The following is a 17,432-nucleotide window of genomic DNA, read 5'->3' as shown; positions in this document are numbered from 1 at the left end:
AGGTTAAGCGTCTTTCTTGGCAGTCAGATACTCGATGAACTCGGGGCCGACGGTCGTAACATCGCCGGCACCCATGGTGAGCAGCAGGTCGCCCTCGCCCACGAGCTTCTCAAGCTCATGGTTGAGCTCAAGACGGCTGGAGCAGTACACGACCTCCTTGCCGGGGTGCTTGGCGCGAACGGTATCTGCGAGCATCTTTGAGGTAACGCCCGGAATCGGCATCTCGCCGGCGGAGAACACATCGATCAGCAGCAGCTTATCGGCGTTGGCAAAGGCATCGGCAAAGTCATCGCACAGAGCCTGCAGGCGCGAATAGCGATGCGGTTGGAACACGACATCGACATGTTTGTAGCCCAGCGAAGAGGCGGCAGCGAGCGTCGCCTTGATCTCAGTGGGATGATGGCCGTAATCGTCAACCACCGTGATACCGTCGATATCGCCCACGTGGGTAAAGCGACGGCGGACGCCCTCAAAACTCGAAAGTGCCCGAGCGGCGGCATCGATATCGAGGCCTAGGACATGCGCGACGGTCAAGACGGCCGTGGCGTTGAGCATGTTGTGACGACCGGGGTTGCTCTTAATCTCGACAGCGTGCTCGGTGCCGTCCTCAAAACGAACGATAAAGTCGCTCTGGATGCCCTTGACATCCGGATGCACGCAGACGATGTCGTTGTTCTCGGCAAAGCCATAGGAAAGCACATGACGGCCCGTCGACTTGGCGAGCTCGACCAGATGCGGGTCCTCGCCGCAAACGATGACGGTGCCGTCCTCGCCCACCAGCCCCATAAACTTGGCGAAGGTGGCCTCGATCTCCTCGATGCCCGAGTAGTGGTCAAGATGGTCGGCCTCGACGTTGGTCACGATGACCACGTTGGGGTTCAGGAACAGGAACGAGCTGTCGGACTCGTCTGCCTCGGCGACAAAGTAGTCACCCGAGCCGTTCTTGCCGTTGGTGTCGTAGCCCTCGACGATGCCGCCGATTAAAAAGCTGGGGTCCAGACCCATGCGATCGAGCATCGTTGCGCACATCGAAGACGTCGTGGTCTTGCCGTGCGTGCCGGCAACGGCGATGGTGGTGTAGCCGTGGCCCAGGGCCGAGAGCATCTTGGCACGGGGCCACACGGGAATACCGAGCTCGCGGGCACGCACGAGCTCGGGGTTGGATTCGGGAATTGCGGTGGAGACCACAACCACGTCGGGCTTGACCTCATCGATCGTCGCAGCCTCGTGGCCCACGTGGACCTTCACGCCGGCGCGGGTAAGCTGGCGAATATAGCGCGACGTCTTAAGGTCGGAGCCGGTAACGGTATAACCGCGCTCGTGCAGGACGAGGGCGATGCCGCTCATGCCGGCGCCACCGATACCGATAAAGTGGGCGCTCTTGAACTCGGGCGCGGAGGTTGCAGTCTGGGAATCAGCCATGTGCTCGTGTACTCCTTGCGTAAACACTGCCTGTAACCCGTTAACTGTACCGCACCTACCGCATCCGCGCGAGGGCGACCGGCGATATCCCGTCTAACTAACGCAATCCCTCTACCGCGTCGGCCAAAAGTGCGGCGGCACGGTCCTGGGCCAAGCCACGCGCCGCCTGACGCATGGCATCACGCGCTGCAGCGTCATCGATCAGGCGCAGCAGCTCGTCGGCAAAGGCAGGGGCATCGATATCGGCATCGGCGCATAGCACGCCGGCACCGGCATCGACCAGGTAACGCGCATTCGTGGTCTGGTGGTCGGCCGTAGCGTGCGGATACGGCACGAGTACCGAGGGCACGGCAAGCGCGGCGATCTCGGCCACGCTCGAGGCGCCGGAACGCGAGAGCACCAGATCGGCCGCAGCCAGCATATCGCCCATGTTGTCGATGTAGGGCTGGACACGATAGCGCTTCGCCTCCTCGGGCGTCAGCGCCAAAGCGCGCTCGGTCTCCTCAAAGCCGTCGGCACCCGTCGAATGCAAAATGTAGAGATTCTCGCGGGTCAGCAGCTCACTCTTGAGCGAGGCAACGCGCTCGTTGAGATGCCGGGCACCGAGTGAACCACCAAAGACGAGCAGAAGCGTCGCGTCCTCGGGCACACCGAGCGTCTTGCGGCCGCGAGCGCGATCGCCCTCGATCACCGAACGACGCACGGGATTGCCCGTCATGAGCACATGGTCGGGGTCGCCCTCGCGCTCAAAGACCGCGCGGGCCGCAGGTACCGAAATGCACACGCGGGCGGCATGTGAGTTCATCATCTTATTGGCCAGACCCGGAACAGAGTTCTGCTCGTGCAGCAGATACGGAACGCCGGCGCCCTTGCACCAACCCAGCAGCGGGACCTCAACGTAAGCACCAAAGCCGATAGCGGCATCGGGCTTACCGACCTTCGAGAAGTGACTGGCAAGCGCACGCTTCGCCTTGTTGACGCGCCACAGCGAGGTCAGCGCCGTCCAGGGACGCGAGCGATCGAAGCCCGTGACCGTGATGGGCACAAAATCGAATCCGGTCTCGGGAACCAGACGGCCCTCGAGCTTGCGCGATTGGCCCACGAACACGACGTGATGACCGCGGTCACGCAGCTCCTCGGCCAGGGCGAGCGCGGGGTTGATATGTCCTGCCGTGCCGCCGGCTGCAATAGCAACGGTCATCTTATCGGTCATGGTAATCCCTTCGTACACGCGGCCCCTGGTCATCGGTGCGCAAACGCGCCGACGGGTCCGAATTCAAATCGATTCGATTATATCCACCGTACGCATTGCGAGGAGTGGGGCGCTGAGGACGACCTTGCGACGCCGTTCGCTGACGCGGACGGGCTTCCGGCTCGGTCGCAGAGCCATCCAGGACGGTAAAGTCGTTACGCGAAGAACGATCGCCGCGCACGTGGGGCACGCCGGCGGTACTCTCATCCATAACGGCAAAGCTCTCGCGGCGACGGTCGTACTCATCGCGACGGGCACTCTCATACGAAACGCGCAGGATCAGACCGGCGAGCATAAGCGACACAATAATCGACGAGCCACCGTAGCTAATAAACGGCAGCGGCTTGCCCGTCATGGGAAACACATTGAGAATACCCAGCGCGTTGATCAAAAACTGCACCGCAAGGATGACCGCGGAACCCGATGCCATAAGTGCTCCGCGACGGTCGCTCGCCTGCTCGGCAATGCGAAACGCCGAGTAGATCAGCATCGCAAACACCAAGAAGAACAGCACGGTTCCGATAAAGCCAACTTCCTCGCCGATAATAGCCAAGATGTAGTCGTTATGCGCCTCGGGCAAATACGAGTACTTCATGGTTGAGTTGCCGATACCGCGACCGAATAGGCCGCCCGAGGCAAACGCCATGATGGCAAGTGTTGCCTGATAGCCGTCACCATATTCGTCTGCCCAAGGATTCCAAGCAACCTCGACACGCGTCATACGGTACGGCTCGGCGATAAGGGCGATCGCAATGACGGCGATACCGGCAACGACCGTCCAAACAATATATTTGGGGTCCAATCCCGCAAACAACGCCATGCACATGAGGGTCAACAAGATGATCAAAACGGTGCCGAAATCGGGCTGAATAAAGATCAGAAAGAGCGAAATGCCCAGGTAGACACCCATCTTGCGAAGAAACTCGTTGATGTTGCCGCCGGGCGAAAAGATGCGGTCGAGCATGATTGCCGAATACGCGATGGCGAACGGCTTTAAAAACTCAGACGGCTGGAACTGAATACCGGCGATGTTGAGCCAGCGCGTGGCGCCACGACTGCCGCTGCCCACCAAGAACACCAGAAACAGGAGCCCTATCATGCCTATGAGGAAAATCCTGAGCACGTCTTCCCCAAACCAACTGTCCGGCAAGATGCGCACGATGGCAACCATAGCCAGCACGCCAACTCCGGCAAACGCGGCCTGTCGAGACAGGAAAAACGTCGCCGAACCATTCTCGTGCAGCGCCTCGACCGAAGATGCCGAGTACACCATCAGCAAGCCAAAGCAAACCAAGCTAAACAGGCAGGCCATAAATATCAAACGGGGGCGCATGATGCGGGCGGGGACGCCGGCAATATAGCGCTCACCGAACGTCTGCCCGCCGCGACCAGAACGCGGCGTGCTACGCAGCGAGGAAGCACGGTCCGAGTCGGGCCTCCTCATATCACTTCGGGGGCTCTCCTCTCTCACTGGCAACCCCTATTCCGTTTGCGATTTCGCTGCTGCAGCAAGCTGGGCAACATAGTCCTTAAACACGCGACCGCGCTCCTCGTAGCCCGAGAACTCGTCGAACGAAGAGCAAGCGGGCGAAAGCAGGATCACGTCGCCGCGGCTCGAGAGCGAGCGGGCAACGTCAACGGCATCACGCAGATCATCGGCCTGGGCGATATCCACGTCGCCATCGACATCGGCCTCGTCCATAGCGGCGGTAAAGCGCTCGCGCGCATCTCCAAAGCAAACGACCGAGCGCACGTTGTCCATAACGACGTGGGCAAAGTCCGCAAGCGGCGTGCCCTTATCGTGGCCACCGAGCAGCAAAATCACATCGTCGTCGGGAAACGCCGTCAGAGCCTTTTCGACCGCATCGGTGTTCGTTGCCTTGGAATCGTTGACGTAGCGCACGCCATCGATCTCGCCGCAGGGTTCCACGCGGTGTTCGAGCGGCCGGAACGATGCCAAACCGCGGCAAATGCCCTCGGGATCGGCACCGACGGCCAGAGCAGCCGTGGCGGCACAAAGGGCGTTGATGACATTGTGATGGCCCGAGATCTTGAGCTCGGACGTGGCGACAAGCTGAGTCTCGACGCCCTTCAGGCGAACGACCATCTTGCCGTCGCGCACAAAGGCGGCGTCTGCACCCTCGGGCTCGTCAAAAGCGACCTTGCAGATGCGGCGACCCGGTGTGTAGATGTACTCATCGAACTCATGGATGCCGGCATCCTCAACGTCGATAACCACGAGGTCGTCGTCGACCATATTCTCGAACAACTTGATCTTGGCAAGCGCATAGTTCTTGTGGCTCTTGTGCCAGCCCAGGTGGTCGGGCGTGATGTTGAGCAGCACCGCCACGCGAGGATGAAGCTCGGCGGTCGTAGCAATCTGATAACTCGACAGCTCGGCCACAAACCACTCATTGTGTGCGCGGCCGTCAACCTCGTTCACCGGCGGCTCACCGATATTGCCGACGGCCACGCTGGCTTCACCGGCGGCCTTGAGCAGATAATCGGTTAGCGATGTGGTAGTTGTCTTGCCGTTGGTGCCCGTGATGGCGATCCAATTTTGGGGAGACAGGCGATAGGCAAACTCGGGCTCGCCCATAATCTGAGCAGCATGTTCACGCCCAGCCTTAAAGAAGGCCGAGAACTCCGAGATACCCGGGCATGTCACGCACACGTCATAGGCACCCTCGACCTGCTCGGTGCCGTAGACAAACGACGCGCCCTGCGCCTCGAGCGCACGTGTGGCGTCATTGGGCTCGGAGGTACCGCCGCCAAACACGGTCGTGGCGCTCACACGCTCGGGGTGAGCCAACGCCCAGCGGGCGACATCGAGACCGGATTTACCCTGCCCCAAAACAAGCAGGCTAAAGACATCAGCAAGAGGCATGAAAGACCACTATCCCAACTGGAAGAACAGGGCGAGGCCAACGGCGCCAAAAGCCGCGGCGATAATCCAAAAACGGATAACGACCTTGGTCTCGGCCCAGCCCTTCTTTTCGAAATGATGATGAATGGGCGCCATAAGGAAGACGCGCTTGTGCGTAAAGTGGAAGTAGACAACCTGGATCATGACCGACAGGGTCTCGACGATAAACAGACCGCCGATGATGAGGGAAACGACTTCGGTGTTGGTAATGATGGAGGTGCAGGCAAAAGCGGCACCCAGGGCAAGCGAGCCGGTATCGCCCATAAAGATGCTCGCCGGGTAGCAATTGAACCACAAAAAGCCCAGGCAGGCACCGGCGCACGCCGTGCAGAAGATGGACAGGTTCACGTCACCGTGCAAAAATGCCATGGCGGCCATGGCGAGCATGGCGATCATGGAAGTACCGCCGGCAAGGCCGTCCAGACCGTCGGTCAGGTTCACCGCATTGGAAAGACCGGCGATCATCAGCCAGCAAAATACGATGTAGAGCCACGGGAACGAAAGGCCGCAGATGGTGGTCGAAAGAACACCGAGATCAATCGTCAGGCCGCCGGGAAAACGAATCTCGGGGGCGACGCCGCACCAATTGACGGCGAGCACGGTAAAGGTGACGCAGATGATGGTCAGACCGATCATCTTGGCGTGAGGCGTCAGGCCGAGCGAGCGACCATGCGTGACGGAGGTCAGGTCGTCGATGAGACCCAGAACGCCGGTGGCCAGCGTGGCAAGCAGCACGAGCATGAGCTCGGTGGTGAGCTTGCCCATCAGCAGGCAGGTCAGCGAGATCGCGACAAGGATGATGACGCCGCCCATGGTGGGCGTACCCTGTTTGATCAAATGACGCTTGGGGCCGTCGGCTCGGACCTGTTGGCCGATACCCTCGACCTTCAGCAGCCTGATCCACCACGGCATAAGCAGCAACGCAATGGCGGCAGCGATGCCAAGTCCCAAAAAGGCCTGATACGTAGGATACGAGGGATTGCCGAACATGGGCTAGCACACACCTTCCACAAAGCGGTCGAGCTCAACAAAACGGGAACCCTTGACCAGTACAACATCATGATTTTCAAGCGCGCCGCCCATGCGGTCGAGCACCTGCTGATAATCGGAGAACACCTGGATGCGGTCCTCATCCATACCCATCATGCGTGCGGCATCGGCCATGAGCTGAGCCAGCTCGCCGCCGACGCACGCGAGCATGTCGAGCTTCTTGGCGGCGGCATAGGCGCCCACGAGTTCGTGCATGCGGGGAGCCTCGTCGCCCATCTCGCCCATCTCGCCCAAGATCGCCATGCGCGAACCGTCACAGATGAGCGAGCACAGCAAATCGAGGCCGGCGGCCATAGACTCGGCACTGGCGTTATATGAGTCGTCGATGATGCGTGCCCCGCTCTTGGCGCGCTTGATCTCCTGACGGTGACCGGTGATTGTAAGGCCCCTAAAGGCAGTATCGATCTGCACGGGCGTCACGCCCAGACGATAGGCGACCGCGGCGGCCTTGACGGCATTGGGCACGGACTGCACGCCGGGAATGGCCAGCATGGTATCGACCGTGTCGCCCTGACCAAAGTCGAGCGTAAAGACCGGATGGCCCTCGTCGTCGACGCGAATGTCGCGTGCGCGGACCTCGTCGTCGTCCGAGACACCGGCCAGCATCACGTCAATACCCGCAGGCCGGGCGAACGTATCGCGAATGAACGGTGTAAAGTCGTCCTCGCCGCCCAAAACCAGCAACGGCGAGAAGTCGCCGGCGGCGCACATGCCCTGGACAATCTCGGACTTGGCGCGGGCGATGTTCTCGCGGCTGCCCAGGATACCGATATGGGAGGTTCCGATCTTGCTCACGATGGCGAGATTGGGGTTGGCAGACTGGGACAGGCGCTCAATCTCATGAAAATGGTTCATGCCCATCTCGAGCACCAGAACCTCGGTATCGGCCGGAGCGGAAAGCACTGTGAGCGGCATGCCGATCAAGTTATTGAAATTGCCCTTCGTGGCCCAGACGCGATAACGCTTGGCAAGCACGGCGGCGAGCACGTCCTTGGTCGTCGTCTTGCCAATCGAACCGGTAATGCCGACGACCAGGCAGCCAAGCTCCAAGCGATATACATGCGCCAGGCGCAGCAAGAACTCCTCGGGGTCGTCGGTCAGCAAGATGGCGCATCCCTTGTCCTGCGCCAGCGAAACCAGCTCGGCATCGGGCTCGCGCGTCATCACGACGGCACCGGCACCCGACTCGATGGCACGGGAGGCAAAATCATTGCCGTCGACCTTTTCGCCGGGGAAGGCGACAAAGATCGTCCCCTCCTCGACCTGGCGCGAGTCGATAACGCACCCGCGGCATACCCGATCGACTTCTTCCGTCACGGTTCGGGCCCCCGTTGAGGCCGCGAGGTTGTTGACGGCGATCTCTATCATTGCAGCTCCCCTGTAAACCTAATAATGCTATCGGCGTATTGTATCCCACTGCCATGCGCGCGTGGTGCAGGGCATGTGAACACCCTTCAGATCAAACGGCAGACCACGCTCAAGACTGTAACCCCCTACTTTGTGCGCGGGATACCCAGCACGTCGAGCGCGTTGGCCATAATGGACTGGAATGGCACCGCGGCGGCATCCGAGCCACTCGGCGTTCCATCGAGTGTGATATAGCACAGCACCTTGGGCGATTGTGCCGGCGCAAAGCCCATAAAGGACGACATGTAGTTCTCCTTGAGGTAACCGCCGTTCTCGTCAGCACGCTCGGCCGTACCGGTCTTGCCCGCCACGTCATAGCCATCGACCGCACCGCCGACGCCCGTGCCTTCGGACACGACCGTCTGCATGCACGATGTCACCTGGGCTGCAGCGTCCTCCGAAATCACACGCTCGCCTTCGCCCCAGTCCTTCTCATCGCCCTTGCTGGACTTATAGAAGTGCGGAGTCATCATCACGCCGCCGTTCGCGATGCCGCCCACGGCACGCGCGACCTCAATCGGCGAGACGGACAGCGCCTGGCCAAAGCTCATCGAGCCCAGCGTGGCGCCGTCGTACTGGTCGCGCTCCTTGACGATGCCCAGACTCTCACCCGGAAAATCGACACCGGAGCTATGACCGATACCCCACTTGTCCACATAGGCGGCAAAATCATCGGCACCGATCTTGCGTCCCACCAGGACAAAGCCCACATTGGACGAACGGCGCATCATCTCGCGAACGTCCATGGTCATGGTGTAGTCGCGCTTGTCGGCGTCGGTAACGGTGTCGTCGCCAACCTTAATGCTCGCCGGCACCGCAAACGACGTGTTCGAACGCACGGCGCCCAAGTCGAAGCCGGCACCGGCCACGAGCGTCTTAAAGACCGAGCCGGGCTCGTAGGCATCGGTAACCAGGCGCAAATTCATGTCCTCGGTCTTAGCGTTTTCCAGATCGGTCTGGTCATATGTCGGATACGAACATGCCGCCAGAATCTCGCCCGTCGTGGGATCGGTGACCAGGGCCGAGCCATTCTTGGCCTTAGTCTTTTCGACCGCCTCGGCCAGGGCGTCCTCGGCGGCACGCTGGATATTGACATCGAGCGTCGTCACGATGTCCACGCCGTCCACCGCGGCAACCTTCTTATAGGCGCCGCCCGCGATATAGCTACCGTCCCTCGCCCGCTCACGCACCAGCGAACCGTTGGTTCCGGTCAAAAGCTTGTTGTATTGTTTTTCGATGCCCGTCAGACCGTCGTTGTCCACGTTTACCACGCCAAGTACCTGCGATGCCAGGTTGCCGTAGGGGTACACGCGCTTCATGGCCTGCTCAAAGAGCACGCCCGGCAGGTTCTTCTTCTCCAGCGCCGCGGCATCGTCCTCGTCCACCTGACGTTTGATATACACCCAGGTGCCATCGGACAAAACGAGATCCCGACAGGTTTTTTTATCGATGCCCGTAGCTTTGACCAGTGCCGATACCGTCTTGTCAACGTCCTCGATAAGCTGAGGATTCACGGCGATGTTGCGGCATTCGACCGACGACGTCAGCACGTTGCCGTTACGGTCATAGATGGTACCGCGCTTGGCATACAGCGTCTGCGCAAGCAAGCGACGTGCATCGGCGCGGTCGCGTAACTTATCGGCTTCCACGATTTGATAGTCGGCAAGGCGAAGGACGCCCAAACCCAAGCCAAGCCCGATGAAGCCCATGACGGCTTTACGACGGGGCAGCGGCGTGCCCGTGAGCCATTCGGTCGACGACGAGCTCTTGCGCGGTCTGGTGTTATGTATTTGAGGACCACTCGAGCCACGGAGACGCGACGCAGGGTCGTTGCCATAGGACGGCCTCGCGTTGTAAGATGGCCGACCCGTTCCTTGATAACCAGAACGTCCCCGCGATGAGGGACGTCCAGAACCGCGACCCCCGTCGGAACCGCGGCGATAGTCATTTGTCATACTCAGCTACCGTCTTGTTACTGAGCGGCCGCGGTCGAGCTAGCGCCCGCGGCTGCATCCTGCGAAAAATCAAGTGTAACGCTCTCGCTGGGCTCCACCATGCCATAAGCGCCCGCAAGGTCGCGAATGCGCGTGTCGGCACCATAGACCGAATGCATGACCTCCAAGTCTGAGCTCTCATCGGTCGCCTTCTCGAGCGTGTTGGTAAGCGCGGCGTTGCTGTTGAGCACCTGGGCTGTAGCGCCGGCGAGCGCCACACGGGCGACACCGATCGTCATGAAGATAGCCGCTATGATGCAAAACGTTTTAAGAACGCTCATGAAAACCGGGCTTACCGCCTGGTTTGCCTGACGGCCCGCGCCCGTGTAGACATCAAAGCGCGGCGTGCGCTGCTCGCGGGGAGCAACAGGAGCCTGCGGTGTCTCACGATAGGCGGGCATGGCGTTCATATCATAGGCAAGTGCTGCGTTTGAGGTGTTGTAGCCCATGATATGCCGCCTCCCATCCCGAGTACGTTGGTAGTGTGTTTAAGCTTCGTTTGTGGTACGAGCGGGAGGTCCAATATCGCGCGGTCACGTCTACAGACGCTGCGCCACGCGGATCTTGGCTGATCTCGCCCGAGGGTTGCGCGCAACCTCATCGGGTTGGGCAACCAGGGGTTTGCGGGTGATGACCTTGAGTATCGGCACGTTGCCGCACACGCACACCGGAATCTCCGGCGGACACGTGCACCCCTGGCTCATCTCCTTAAAGTGGTTCTTTACGATACGGTCCTCGAGCGAGTGATACGAGATGACGCAAATGCGTCCGCCCGGGTTGAGCCACCTGGTGGCGGCGTCAAGCCCTCGCTCGAGCACATCGAGTTCGTGATTGACCTCGATGCGAATAGCCTGGAAACTTTTCTTGGCCGGGTGTCCGCCATGCCGACGAGCGGCAGCGGGGATGCCAGCCTTGATGATCTCGACAAACTGACCGGTGGTTTCGATCGGTTCATGCTCGCGACGGCGCACGATCTCATGTGCGATCTGCGAGGCGAACTTCTCTTCGCCGTAGACGCGTAGAATCCGGGCGAGGTCGTGTTCGTTATAGGTGTTGATGACCTCAGCTGCGTTTAAGGTGTTGTTACCCGGATCCATCCGCATGTCCAATGGGGCGTCCTCGTTGTACGAAAAGCCCCTGCCGGGGATATCGAGTTGCGGCGACGAAACGCCCAAGTCGAACAGGAAGCCATCGACCCCGGGCACCTCGGACGAGCAAAGCAGCTCGTCCAAGTCGCCGAAGTTGCCCTTCAGCAGCTGGTGCGGTACGCCGGGAACCTCGCGGTCCAGACGGGCGCCAGCGGCCTCGAGGGCCATGTCGTCCTGATCGACGCCGAGCAAAAGGCCGGTCTCCCCCACCTGCGCGGCCATCTTTACCGAATGGCCGGCACCGCCAAGGGTGCAGTCGCAGACGACGGAGCCGCTCTTTAGCTGCAGCGACTCAAGCACTTCGCCGAGCATGACAGGTTCATGCCGATATTCTTGTGTCAAGATCCCACGCTCCATCCGTCACTCGTGCCTTGCCCTTACGAGAAGAAGAGGTCCAGCAGGGCCTCGTCGTCATCGTCCTCATCGGCCGTAGCGCGGTCCCAAACCTCAAGGTGGTCGTAGTTGCCCACAACCGTGACCTCGCGGTCGAGGTTCGCCTGCTTGCGGAGAGACTCAGAAAGACCGATACGACCCGCGCTGTCCACATCCATCGACGTGGTGCGCTTGTTGATCGCCCTCATGAGCTTCTGGTCGTTGATGTCACGCGGGTTAAAACCCTCGTGGCCCTCACGACCCGCGAAGAGTCCTTCGACCCACTTATCGAAGGCCTCGGCAGAGAACACGTACAGAGCATCGACATCCAGGGCTTTGAACACGCGAACGTGCTCTCCAAGCTCCTCGCGAAGGGGTGCAGGCAGGGATAGACGACCTTTTGCATCGAGATTGCGCTCGTATGCACCCGTCATTCCCATGTGCGCCCTCCCCTCGGTTACTCAGATGGCACGTACGCGGGGAACCACCCCGCCTGTCGACGTCATCAATAATATGGGGAACTGCCCCATTTTTCAACACCTTTCCCCACCCCTTCCCCCACCTCTCCCCACCACTCCACCCCCAATATGTTGCAAAACACCCCCGAGCATATGTTCGAAAACACAATATGTTGTGTTTGCAGCAAAGTCGGGATGCCACCTGTAGAACCACGCCCGCGAACCTCAACCTTCAAGTTGACCTTGAGGCGATTTTTACGTCCCTTTACACACCGTTCACATCGCCCCCAAACTCCCCCACCCACGGTACACACGGCCCACCACCGCGTCGGTGTCTGGCGAAAAATGGGACGGGCCCCAGATTGCCCATGTGCGCAAAAGTGCGTCTCGGCAATCTGGGGCCCGTCCCCTTTAATATGTATAAATATGCAGGTCAGCGAGGTGCTAGCGATGTGCCAGCGGATGCGCCGCCAGATAGACTTCGGTCAGTTGCGTGCGGTCGACATGCGTGTAGACCTGCGTGGTCGAAATATCGGCATGGCCCAAAATCTCCTGCAGCACACGCAGGTCGGCACCGCCCGCGAGCATGTGGGTGGCAAAGGAGTGGCGCAAGGTATGGGGATGGAGCCCCACCAGCCCCACCTGGCGCCCATACCGCTCGCATATCGCATGCACGGCTTGGCGCGACAGGCGACGTCCGTTCTTATTTAAAAAGACCGCCAAGGTCTCCGTCCCGTGAGCATGGGCGGCCAGGAGAGTGCGCCCGTCACCTATATAGTGTGTCAGGGCACGCGCCGCGCTTCCCACCAACGGGGCCAGACGCTCCTTGGAGCCCTTACCGCGCACCAGGACAAACCCGTCATCAATATGGATATCGCCCACATCGAGCCCAACCAGCTCACTCACGCGCAAGCCGCAACCGTAAAGCACTTCCAAGATGGCATGATCGCGCAGTCCCATCTCGCCCTCGGGAAAGTCTTGATCGAGCAATGCCGAGACATCCTCCACCGAAAGGTATTCCGGCAGGCGATCTGCCTTTTTGGGCAGGCGCAACGCCGCCGTCGGGTTTTGGGCCACGGCCCCATCGCGCACCAAAAAGGCATGCAGACCCTTCACGGCAGCAAGCGCGCGCTCCACCGAGGCGTCGGAATAGCCTCCATCGCGGCGATCGGCAACAAAGCCCTCCACGACCTGACGGCTCACATCTTCAAAAGACGCAATGTCAGCCCGCTCCAGATAGGCGCAGTACGTCGTCAGGTCACGACGGTAGGCCGCAATCGTATTGCGCGCCAAGCCCCGCTCGACCGCAAGGTAATCGAGATACTCCCCCACCGCCACAGCGAGCGACGAGGGAGTAGCTTCGGCATATTCTTGGTTCGCCGGCACCCTTAGTCCGTAGCGAGGTTCATGGGCGTCACCTGCACGCGATCGACGCCCTCATGCTGGCCAATCGAGGCGCGCACGAACTCGCGGAACAGCGGCTGCGGGTTGGTCGGACGGCTCTTGAACTCGGGATGAGCCTGGGTGGCCACATACCACGGATGTACGTCGCGCGGCAGCTCGACCATCTCGACCAGACGCTCGTCGGGCGAAAGGCCCGAGATAACCAGACCGGCGTCCTCGAGCTGGTCACGGAAGGCGTTGTTGAACTCAAAACGGTGACGGTGACGCTCGTAGACGAGCTCCTCCCCATAGGCCTCACGCGCGAGGGAATCGGCAGCAAGCTTGCATGGATAGGCACCCAGACGCATGGTGCCGCCCTTCTCGGTCACGTCCTCCTGCGAGCTCATCAGGTCGATTACGCTATACGGGCCATCCGGATCGAACTCGGAAGAGCTGGCACCGGCGAGGCCGACCACGTTGCGGGCAAATTCGCACACGGCCACCTGCATACCCAGGCAAATGCCCAGATACGGAATCTTGTGCTCGCGGGCGAACTCGGCCGCGAGGATCTTGCCCTCCAGGGCACGCTTGCCAAAGCCGCCAGGGACCAAGATGCCCGAGGCGTCACCCAGGATCTCGGAGACGTTCTGCTCGTCGAGGCTCTCGCCATCGACCAGCTGCACGTCAACGTGGCGATCGAAGAACACGCCCGCGTGGTGCAGGGCCTCGATAACCGACAGGTAGGCATCGGGCAGCTGCGTATACTTGCCCACGACGGCGATCTTTACCTTGTCGGCGTGCTGGTTGGCATGGTTCTGCTTGCGCAGGAACTCGTTCCACTCACTCATGTTGCGCTCACGCGGGTCCAGACCCAGACGCTCGCAAATGCGCAGGTCAAAGTCCTGCTCGGCGAGCAGCTGCGGGACATCGTAGATGCTCGCGCAGTCCTCGTTGGTAAAGACACAGTCGGTGTCGACATCGCAGAAGCTTGCGATCTTGCCGCGGATGGCATCGTCGATATGGTGGTCGGAGCGCAAAACGATAATATCGGGCTGGATACCAAAGCTGCGGAGCTCCTTGACGGAGTGCTGCGTCGGCTTGGTCTTGACCTCGTGGGCGGCGGCGATATAGGGAACGAGCGACACGTGGATGTAGCAGACGTTCTCGGGGCCGGCCTCCTTGCGATACTGACGAATGGCCTCGACAAACGGCTGCGACTCGATGTCGCCGATGGTGCCGCCCAACTCAGTGATGACCACGTCGGAGCCGGTCTGTTCCTCAATACGACGGAACTTATCCTTAATGGCGTTCGTGACGTGCGGAATCACCTGCACAGTGCCGCCCAAAAAGTCACCGCGACGTTCACGGGCAATCAGGCTCTTATAGATGGCACCGGTCGTAAAGTTGGAATCGCGGGTCAGGTTCTCGTCAATAAAGCGCTCGTAGTGGCCCAGGTCCAGATCGGACTCGTAGCCGTCCTCGGTCACAAAGACCTCGCCATGCTGGAACGGGCTCATGGTGCCGGGGTCGACGTTCAGATACGGGTCGGCCTTTTGCATCGTTACCTTGTAGCCGCGCGACTTGAGCAGACGGCCCAGCGAGGCCGCGGTAATACCCTTGCCCAGAGACGAAACCACGCCGCCGGTCACGAACACATGCTTGGTCATATTGAGTTACCTGCGCTTCCCGTAGAAGTTGTCCATACACATCTTACGGGTCTCCATTGTAATACTCGCGACGCGCGACGCACACAATTTTCTTACGAGCAATCGCATTTCTCCATCTCGAAACAAAACGCCGTCCGGTCGCCCAGGCGGCGTCGTTTCCCCTATGAGTGCGCGCTGTTATCGATCGGCGACTTCGTCCTTGATCAAGTCCTGCACGAGCATACCGGCACGGATGCCCTCTAGATACCACTCGCCACGCTCCGTGAGACAAATGCCATTTGCGAGCTGGCCGCCGTCGTCGCTGTAGCGCGAGACGACCTCAATGATGTCTTCGGATTCCAAGCGTTCAATTGCCGCGCGGGCGCGATACGGAGACACCCCCACACGCTCGGCAAGCGTCTTGCGCGAAAAGCCATAAAGTCCGCCGTTGTCTTCGGACTGCCGTGCAATCTCCATCAGCACCTGCACCTCGACACGCTTCATATCGTTGACACTCGCACGACCCTTGCCAGCCATGGCAGCCTCCTCAAACCGAGCACGGACATCACTTGCACCGTGCGCGACCGGCACACCCCATGATGGCCGGCAACATCCATCATGCGGCATCCTCGCATAAGGATGATACAATTAGGGTTATTGTATACCGCCCAAATCGCTTATAGGCAGGTAAACAGGCTAATTTTAGGTTAAACGGTAACTTTGTTGATAAAAGGGGCACACCGAATGTATACCCGATGTGCCCCTTTCAGACCAATTTATCCAGGCTTAGCGGTGGAAGAAACCGTGGCGCTCGAACTTGGGCTCGCAGCACACGTTGATGCCCAGCTTGCGCAACACCGTCTCGTCCGTCGGCGAGATGATCACGCTAAAGAAGGCATCACAGCCGCGCAGCTGCTCCAGGCCCGAAAGGACGCGGGCCGCCGTCTCGCTCGTTGCCGAGGTGATCGAGAGCGCCATAAGCGTCTCATCGGTGTGCAGGCGCGGGTTCTTGCTACCCAGGAAATGTGTCTTGAGCTTGCTGATAGGCTCGATCGCCTCATCGCTAATAACCTCGAGCTCAAGGTCAACGCCCGAGACATGCTTAAGCGCATTCATGATGAGCGAGCTCGAGGCGCCCAGGCGTGTGGAAGTCTTGCCGGTCACCACGGAGCCGTCGGGCATGACCATGGCGCCTACGGGGCCACCCGTCAGCTGCTCCCTGGTAAGGGCGGCCGAGCGTGCCGGCGAGTAATTCTTGTCGATACCGGCCTTCTTCATAATGAGCTTGAGACGATCAACCTGCTCATCGCCCACACCGGTGCGGCGCACGGCCTCGACCGCAGCAAAGTAGCGGCGGACGATCTCCATCTTGGAGGCATCGCGACAGGCATCGTCATCGGTGATGGCAAAGCCGACCATATTTACACCCATGTCGGTGGGACTCTGGTAGGGGCTCTCCCCCAGAATCTTTTCCATCAGGGCACGGACCACTGGGAAAGCCTCGACGTCACGGTTGTAGTTGACCGTGGTCTTGTTGTAGGCCTCCAAGTGGAAGGAGTCGATGATATTGGCATCGTCGAGGTCGGCCGTGGCGGCCTCATAGGCGATGTTGACCGGATGCGTGAGGGGCAGATTCCAGACCGGGAACGTCTCGAACTTGGCGTAGCCGGCGGCGGTGCCGTGCTTGTGCTCGTGATAGAGCTGAGACAGGCAGGTGGCGAGCTTGCCCGAGCCGGGGCCGGGAGCGGTGACCACGACAAGCGGACGGGTGGTCTCGACAAACTCGTTCTTGCCATAGCCGTCGTCGGACACGATCAGATCGACATCGTGTGGATAGCCCTCGATGGGATAGTGCAACTTGGCGGGAATGCCGAGCGCGTTCAGGCGATTGCGGAACACATCGGCGGCGGGCTGGCCGGCGTACTGGGTGATGACCACGGCCGCGACAGCAAAACCGTTGCCGCGGAACAGGTCGACCAGGCGCAAAACGTCCTCGTCATAGGTAATGCCCAGGTCACCGCGAGCCTTGTTCTTCTCGATGTGGTTCGCGTTAATGGCGATGATGACCTCGACGTCGTCGGCAATGCTCTTGAGCATGCGAAACTTGCTGTCCGGCTCAAAACCCGGCAGCACGCGGCTCGCGTGATAGTCGTCAAACAGCTTGCCGCCAAACTCCAAGTACAGCTTGCCGCCAAACTGCGAGATGCGCTCCTTAATATGAGCGGCCTGCAGCTCGATATACTTCGCGTTGTCGAAACCCTGGCGCATGTATGGCTCCCGTCCCGTTTCCATTTAATGTCTTAGGCGATTATAACGGAGCCCGCCCTCCCCAACCGCCGGGGCCGGGGTAGCTAATTTGGGACGGGGCTTTTTT

Annotated in this window: 14 protein-coding genes; all 14 read right to left on the bottom strand. The window is 60.3% G+C overall.

What is annotated here, in order from left to right; translation table 11 throughout:
* Window positions 1-3: 3 nt before the first annotated feature.
* Window positions 4-1,422, bottom strand: a complete 1,419-nt coding sequence (gene murC, locus SFLMC1_RS03120) for a UDP-N-acetylmuramate--L-alanine ligase (protein ID WP_152074010.1) — start codon at window positions 1,420-1,422, stop codon at window positions 4-6.
* Window positions 1,423-1,519: 97 nt separating this feature from the next.
* Entirely contained in the window at window positions 1,520-2,635 is a 1,116-nt protein-coding gene (gene murG, locus SFLMC1_RS03115) for an undecaprenyldiphospho-muramoylpentapeptide beta-N-acetylglucosaminyltransferase (protein WP_152074011.1), read from the bottom strand.
* Entirely contained in the window at window positions 2,625-4,145 is a 1,521-nt protein-coding gene (gene ftsW, locus SFLMC1_RS03110) for a putative lipid II flippase FtsW (RefSeq protein WP_152074012.1), read from the bottom strand. Before ftsW ends, murG begins: the two co-directional genes overlap by 11 nt.
* Window positions 4,146-4,154: 9 nt before the next feature.
* Complete coding sequence (murD, locus tag SFLMC1_RS03105; protein WP_152074013.1) at window positions 4,155-5,561, bottom strand: UDP-N-acetylmuramoyl-L-alanine--D-glutamate ligase; 1,407 nt, start codon at window positions 5,559-5,561, stop codon at window positions 4,155-4,157.
* 9 nt (window positions 5,562-5,570) lie between these two features.
* Entirely contained in the window at window positions 5,571-6,590 is a 1,020-nt protein-coding gene (mraY, locus tag SFLMC1_RS03100; protein WP_152074014.1) for a phospho-N-acetylmuramoyl-pentapeptide-transferase, read from the bottom strand.
* Window positions 6,591-6,593: 3 nt separating this feature from the next.
* Window positions 6,594-8,018, bottom strand: coding sequence for a UDP-N-acetylmuramoyl-tripeptide--D-alanyl-D-alanine ligase (gene murF / locus SFLMC1_RS03095; protein WP_152074015.1), 1,425 nt, complete (start codon window positions 8,016-8,018; stop codon window positions 6,594-6,596).
* Between the two features lie 125 nt (window positions 8,019-8,143).
* Window positions 8,144-9,766, bottom strand: a complete 1,623-nt coding sequence (locus SFLMC1_RS03090) for a peptidoglycan D,D-transpeptidase FtsI family protein (protein ID WP_152074016.1) — start codon at window positions 9,764-9,766, stop codon at window positions 8,144-8,146.
* A 263-nt stretch (window positions 9,767-10,029) separates the two neighbouring features.
* The gene (locus SFLMC1_RS03085; RefSeq protein ID WP_152074017.1) at window positions 10,030-10,500 is read right to left on the bottom strand and encodes a hypothetical protein; all 471 of its coding nucleotides are present in this window, start codon (window positions 10,498-10,500) and stop codon (window positions 10,030-10,032) included.
* 90 nt (window positions 10,501-10,590) lie between these two features.
* The gene (rsmH, locus tag SFLMC1_RS03080) at window positions 10,591-11,556 is read right to left on the bottom strand and encodes a 16S rRNA (cytosine(1402)-N(4))-methyltransferase RsmH (RefSeq protein WP_152074018.1); all 966 of its coding nucleotides are present in this window, start codon (window positions 11,554-11,556) and stop codon (window positions 10,591-10,593) included.
* Window positions 11,557-11,576: 20 nt separating this feature from the next.
* A complete protein-coding gene (locus tag SFLMC1_RS03075; RefSeq protein ID WP_035137949.1) occupies window positions 11,577-12,011 on the bottom strand; it encodes a division/cell wall cluster transcriptional repressor MraZ in 435 nt (144 codons plus the stop codon).
* A 462-nt stretch (window positions 12,012-12,473) separates the two neighbouring features.
* Entirely contained in the window at window positions 12,474-13,415 is a 942-nt protein-coding gene (gene xerD, locus SFLMC1_RS03070; protein WP_187323840.1) for a site-specific tyrosine recombinase XerD, read from the bottom strand.
* Between the two features lie 2 nt (window positions 13,416-13,417).
* Window positions 13,418-15,079, bottom strand: a complete 1,662-nt coding sequence (locus SFLMC1_RS03065; RefSeq protein ID WP_152074019.1) for a CTP synthase — start codon at window positions 15,077-15,079, stop codon at window positions 13,418-13,420.
* Between the two features lie 177 nt (window positions 15,080-15,256).
* Window positions 15,257-15,595 (bottom strand): hypothetical protein, encoded by a 339-nt coding sequence (locus tag SFLMC1_RS03060; RefSeq protein ID WP_152074020.1) that lies wholly within the window; start codon window positions 15,593-15,595, stop codon window positions 15,257-15,259.
* Between the two features lie 249 nt (window positions 15,596-15,844).
* Window positions 15,845-17,326 carry a DUF1846 domain-containing protein gene (locus SFLMC1_RS03055; RefSeq protein WP_152074021.1) on the bottom strand — a complete coding sequence of 494 codons (1,482 nt, stop codon included), beginning with the start codon at window positions 17,324-17,326 and terminating at the stop codon, window positions 15,845-15,847.
* Between the last annotated feature and the right edge of the window lie 106 nt (window positions 17,327-17,432).

Origin of the sequence: Collinsella aerofaciens (assembly GCF_901212495.1) — a bacterium.
GTDB classification, from domain to species: Bacteria; Actinomycetota; Coriobacteriia; order Coriobacteriales; family Coriobacteriaceae; genus Collinsella; species Collinsella aerofaciens_H.
This window is presented reverse-complemented; position numbering and strand designations above follow the sequence as displayed.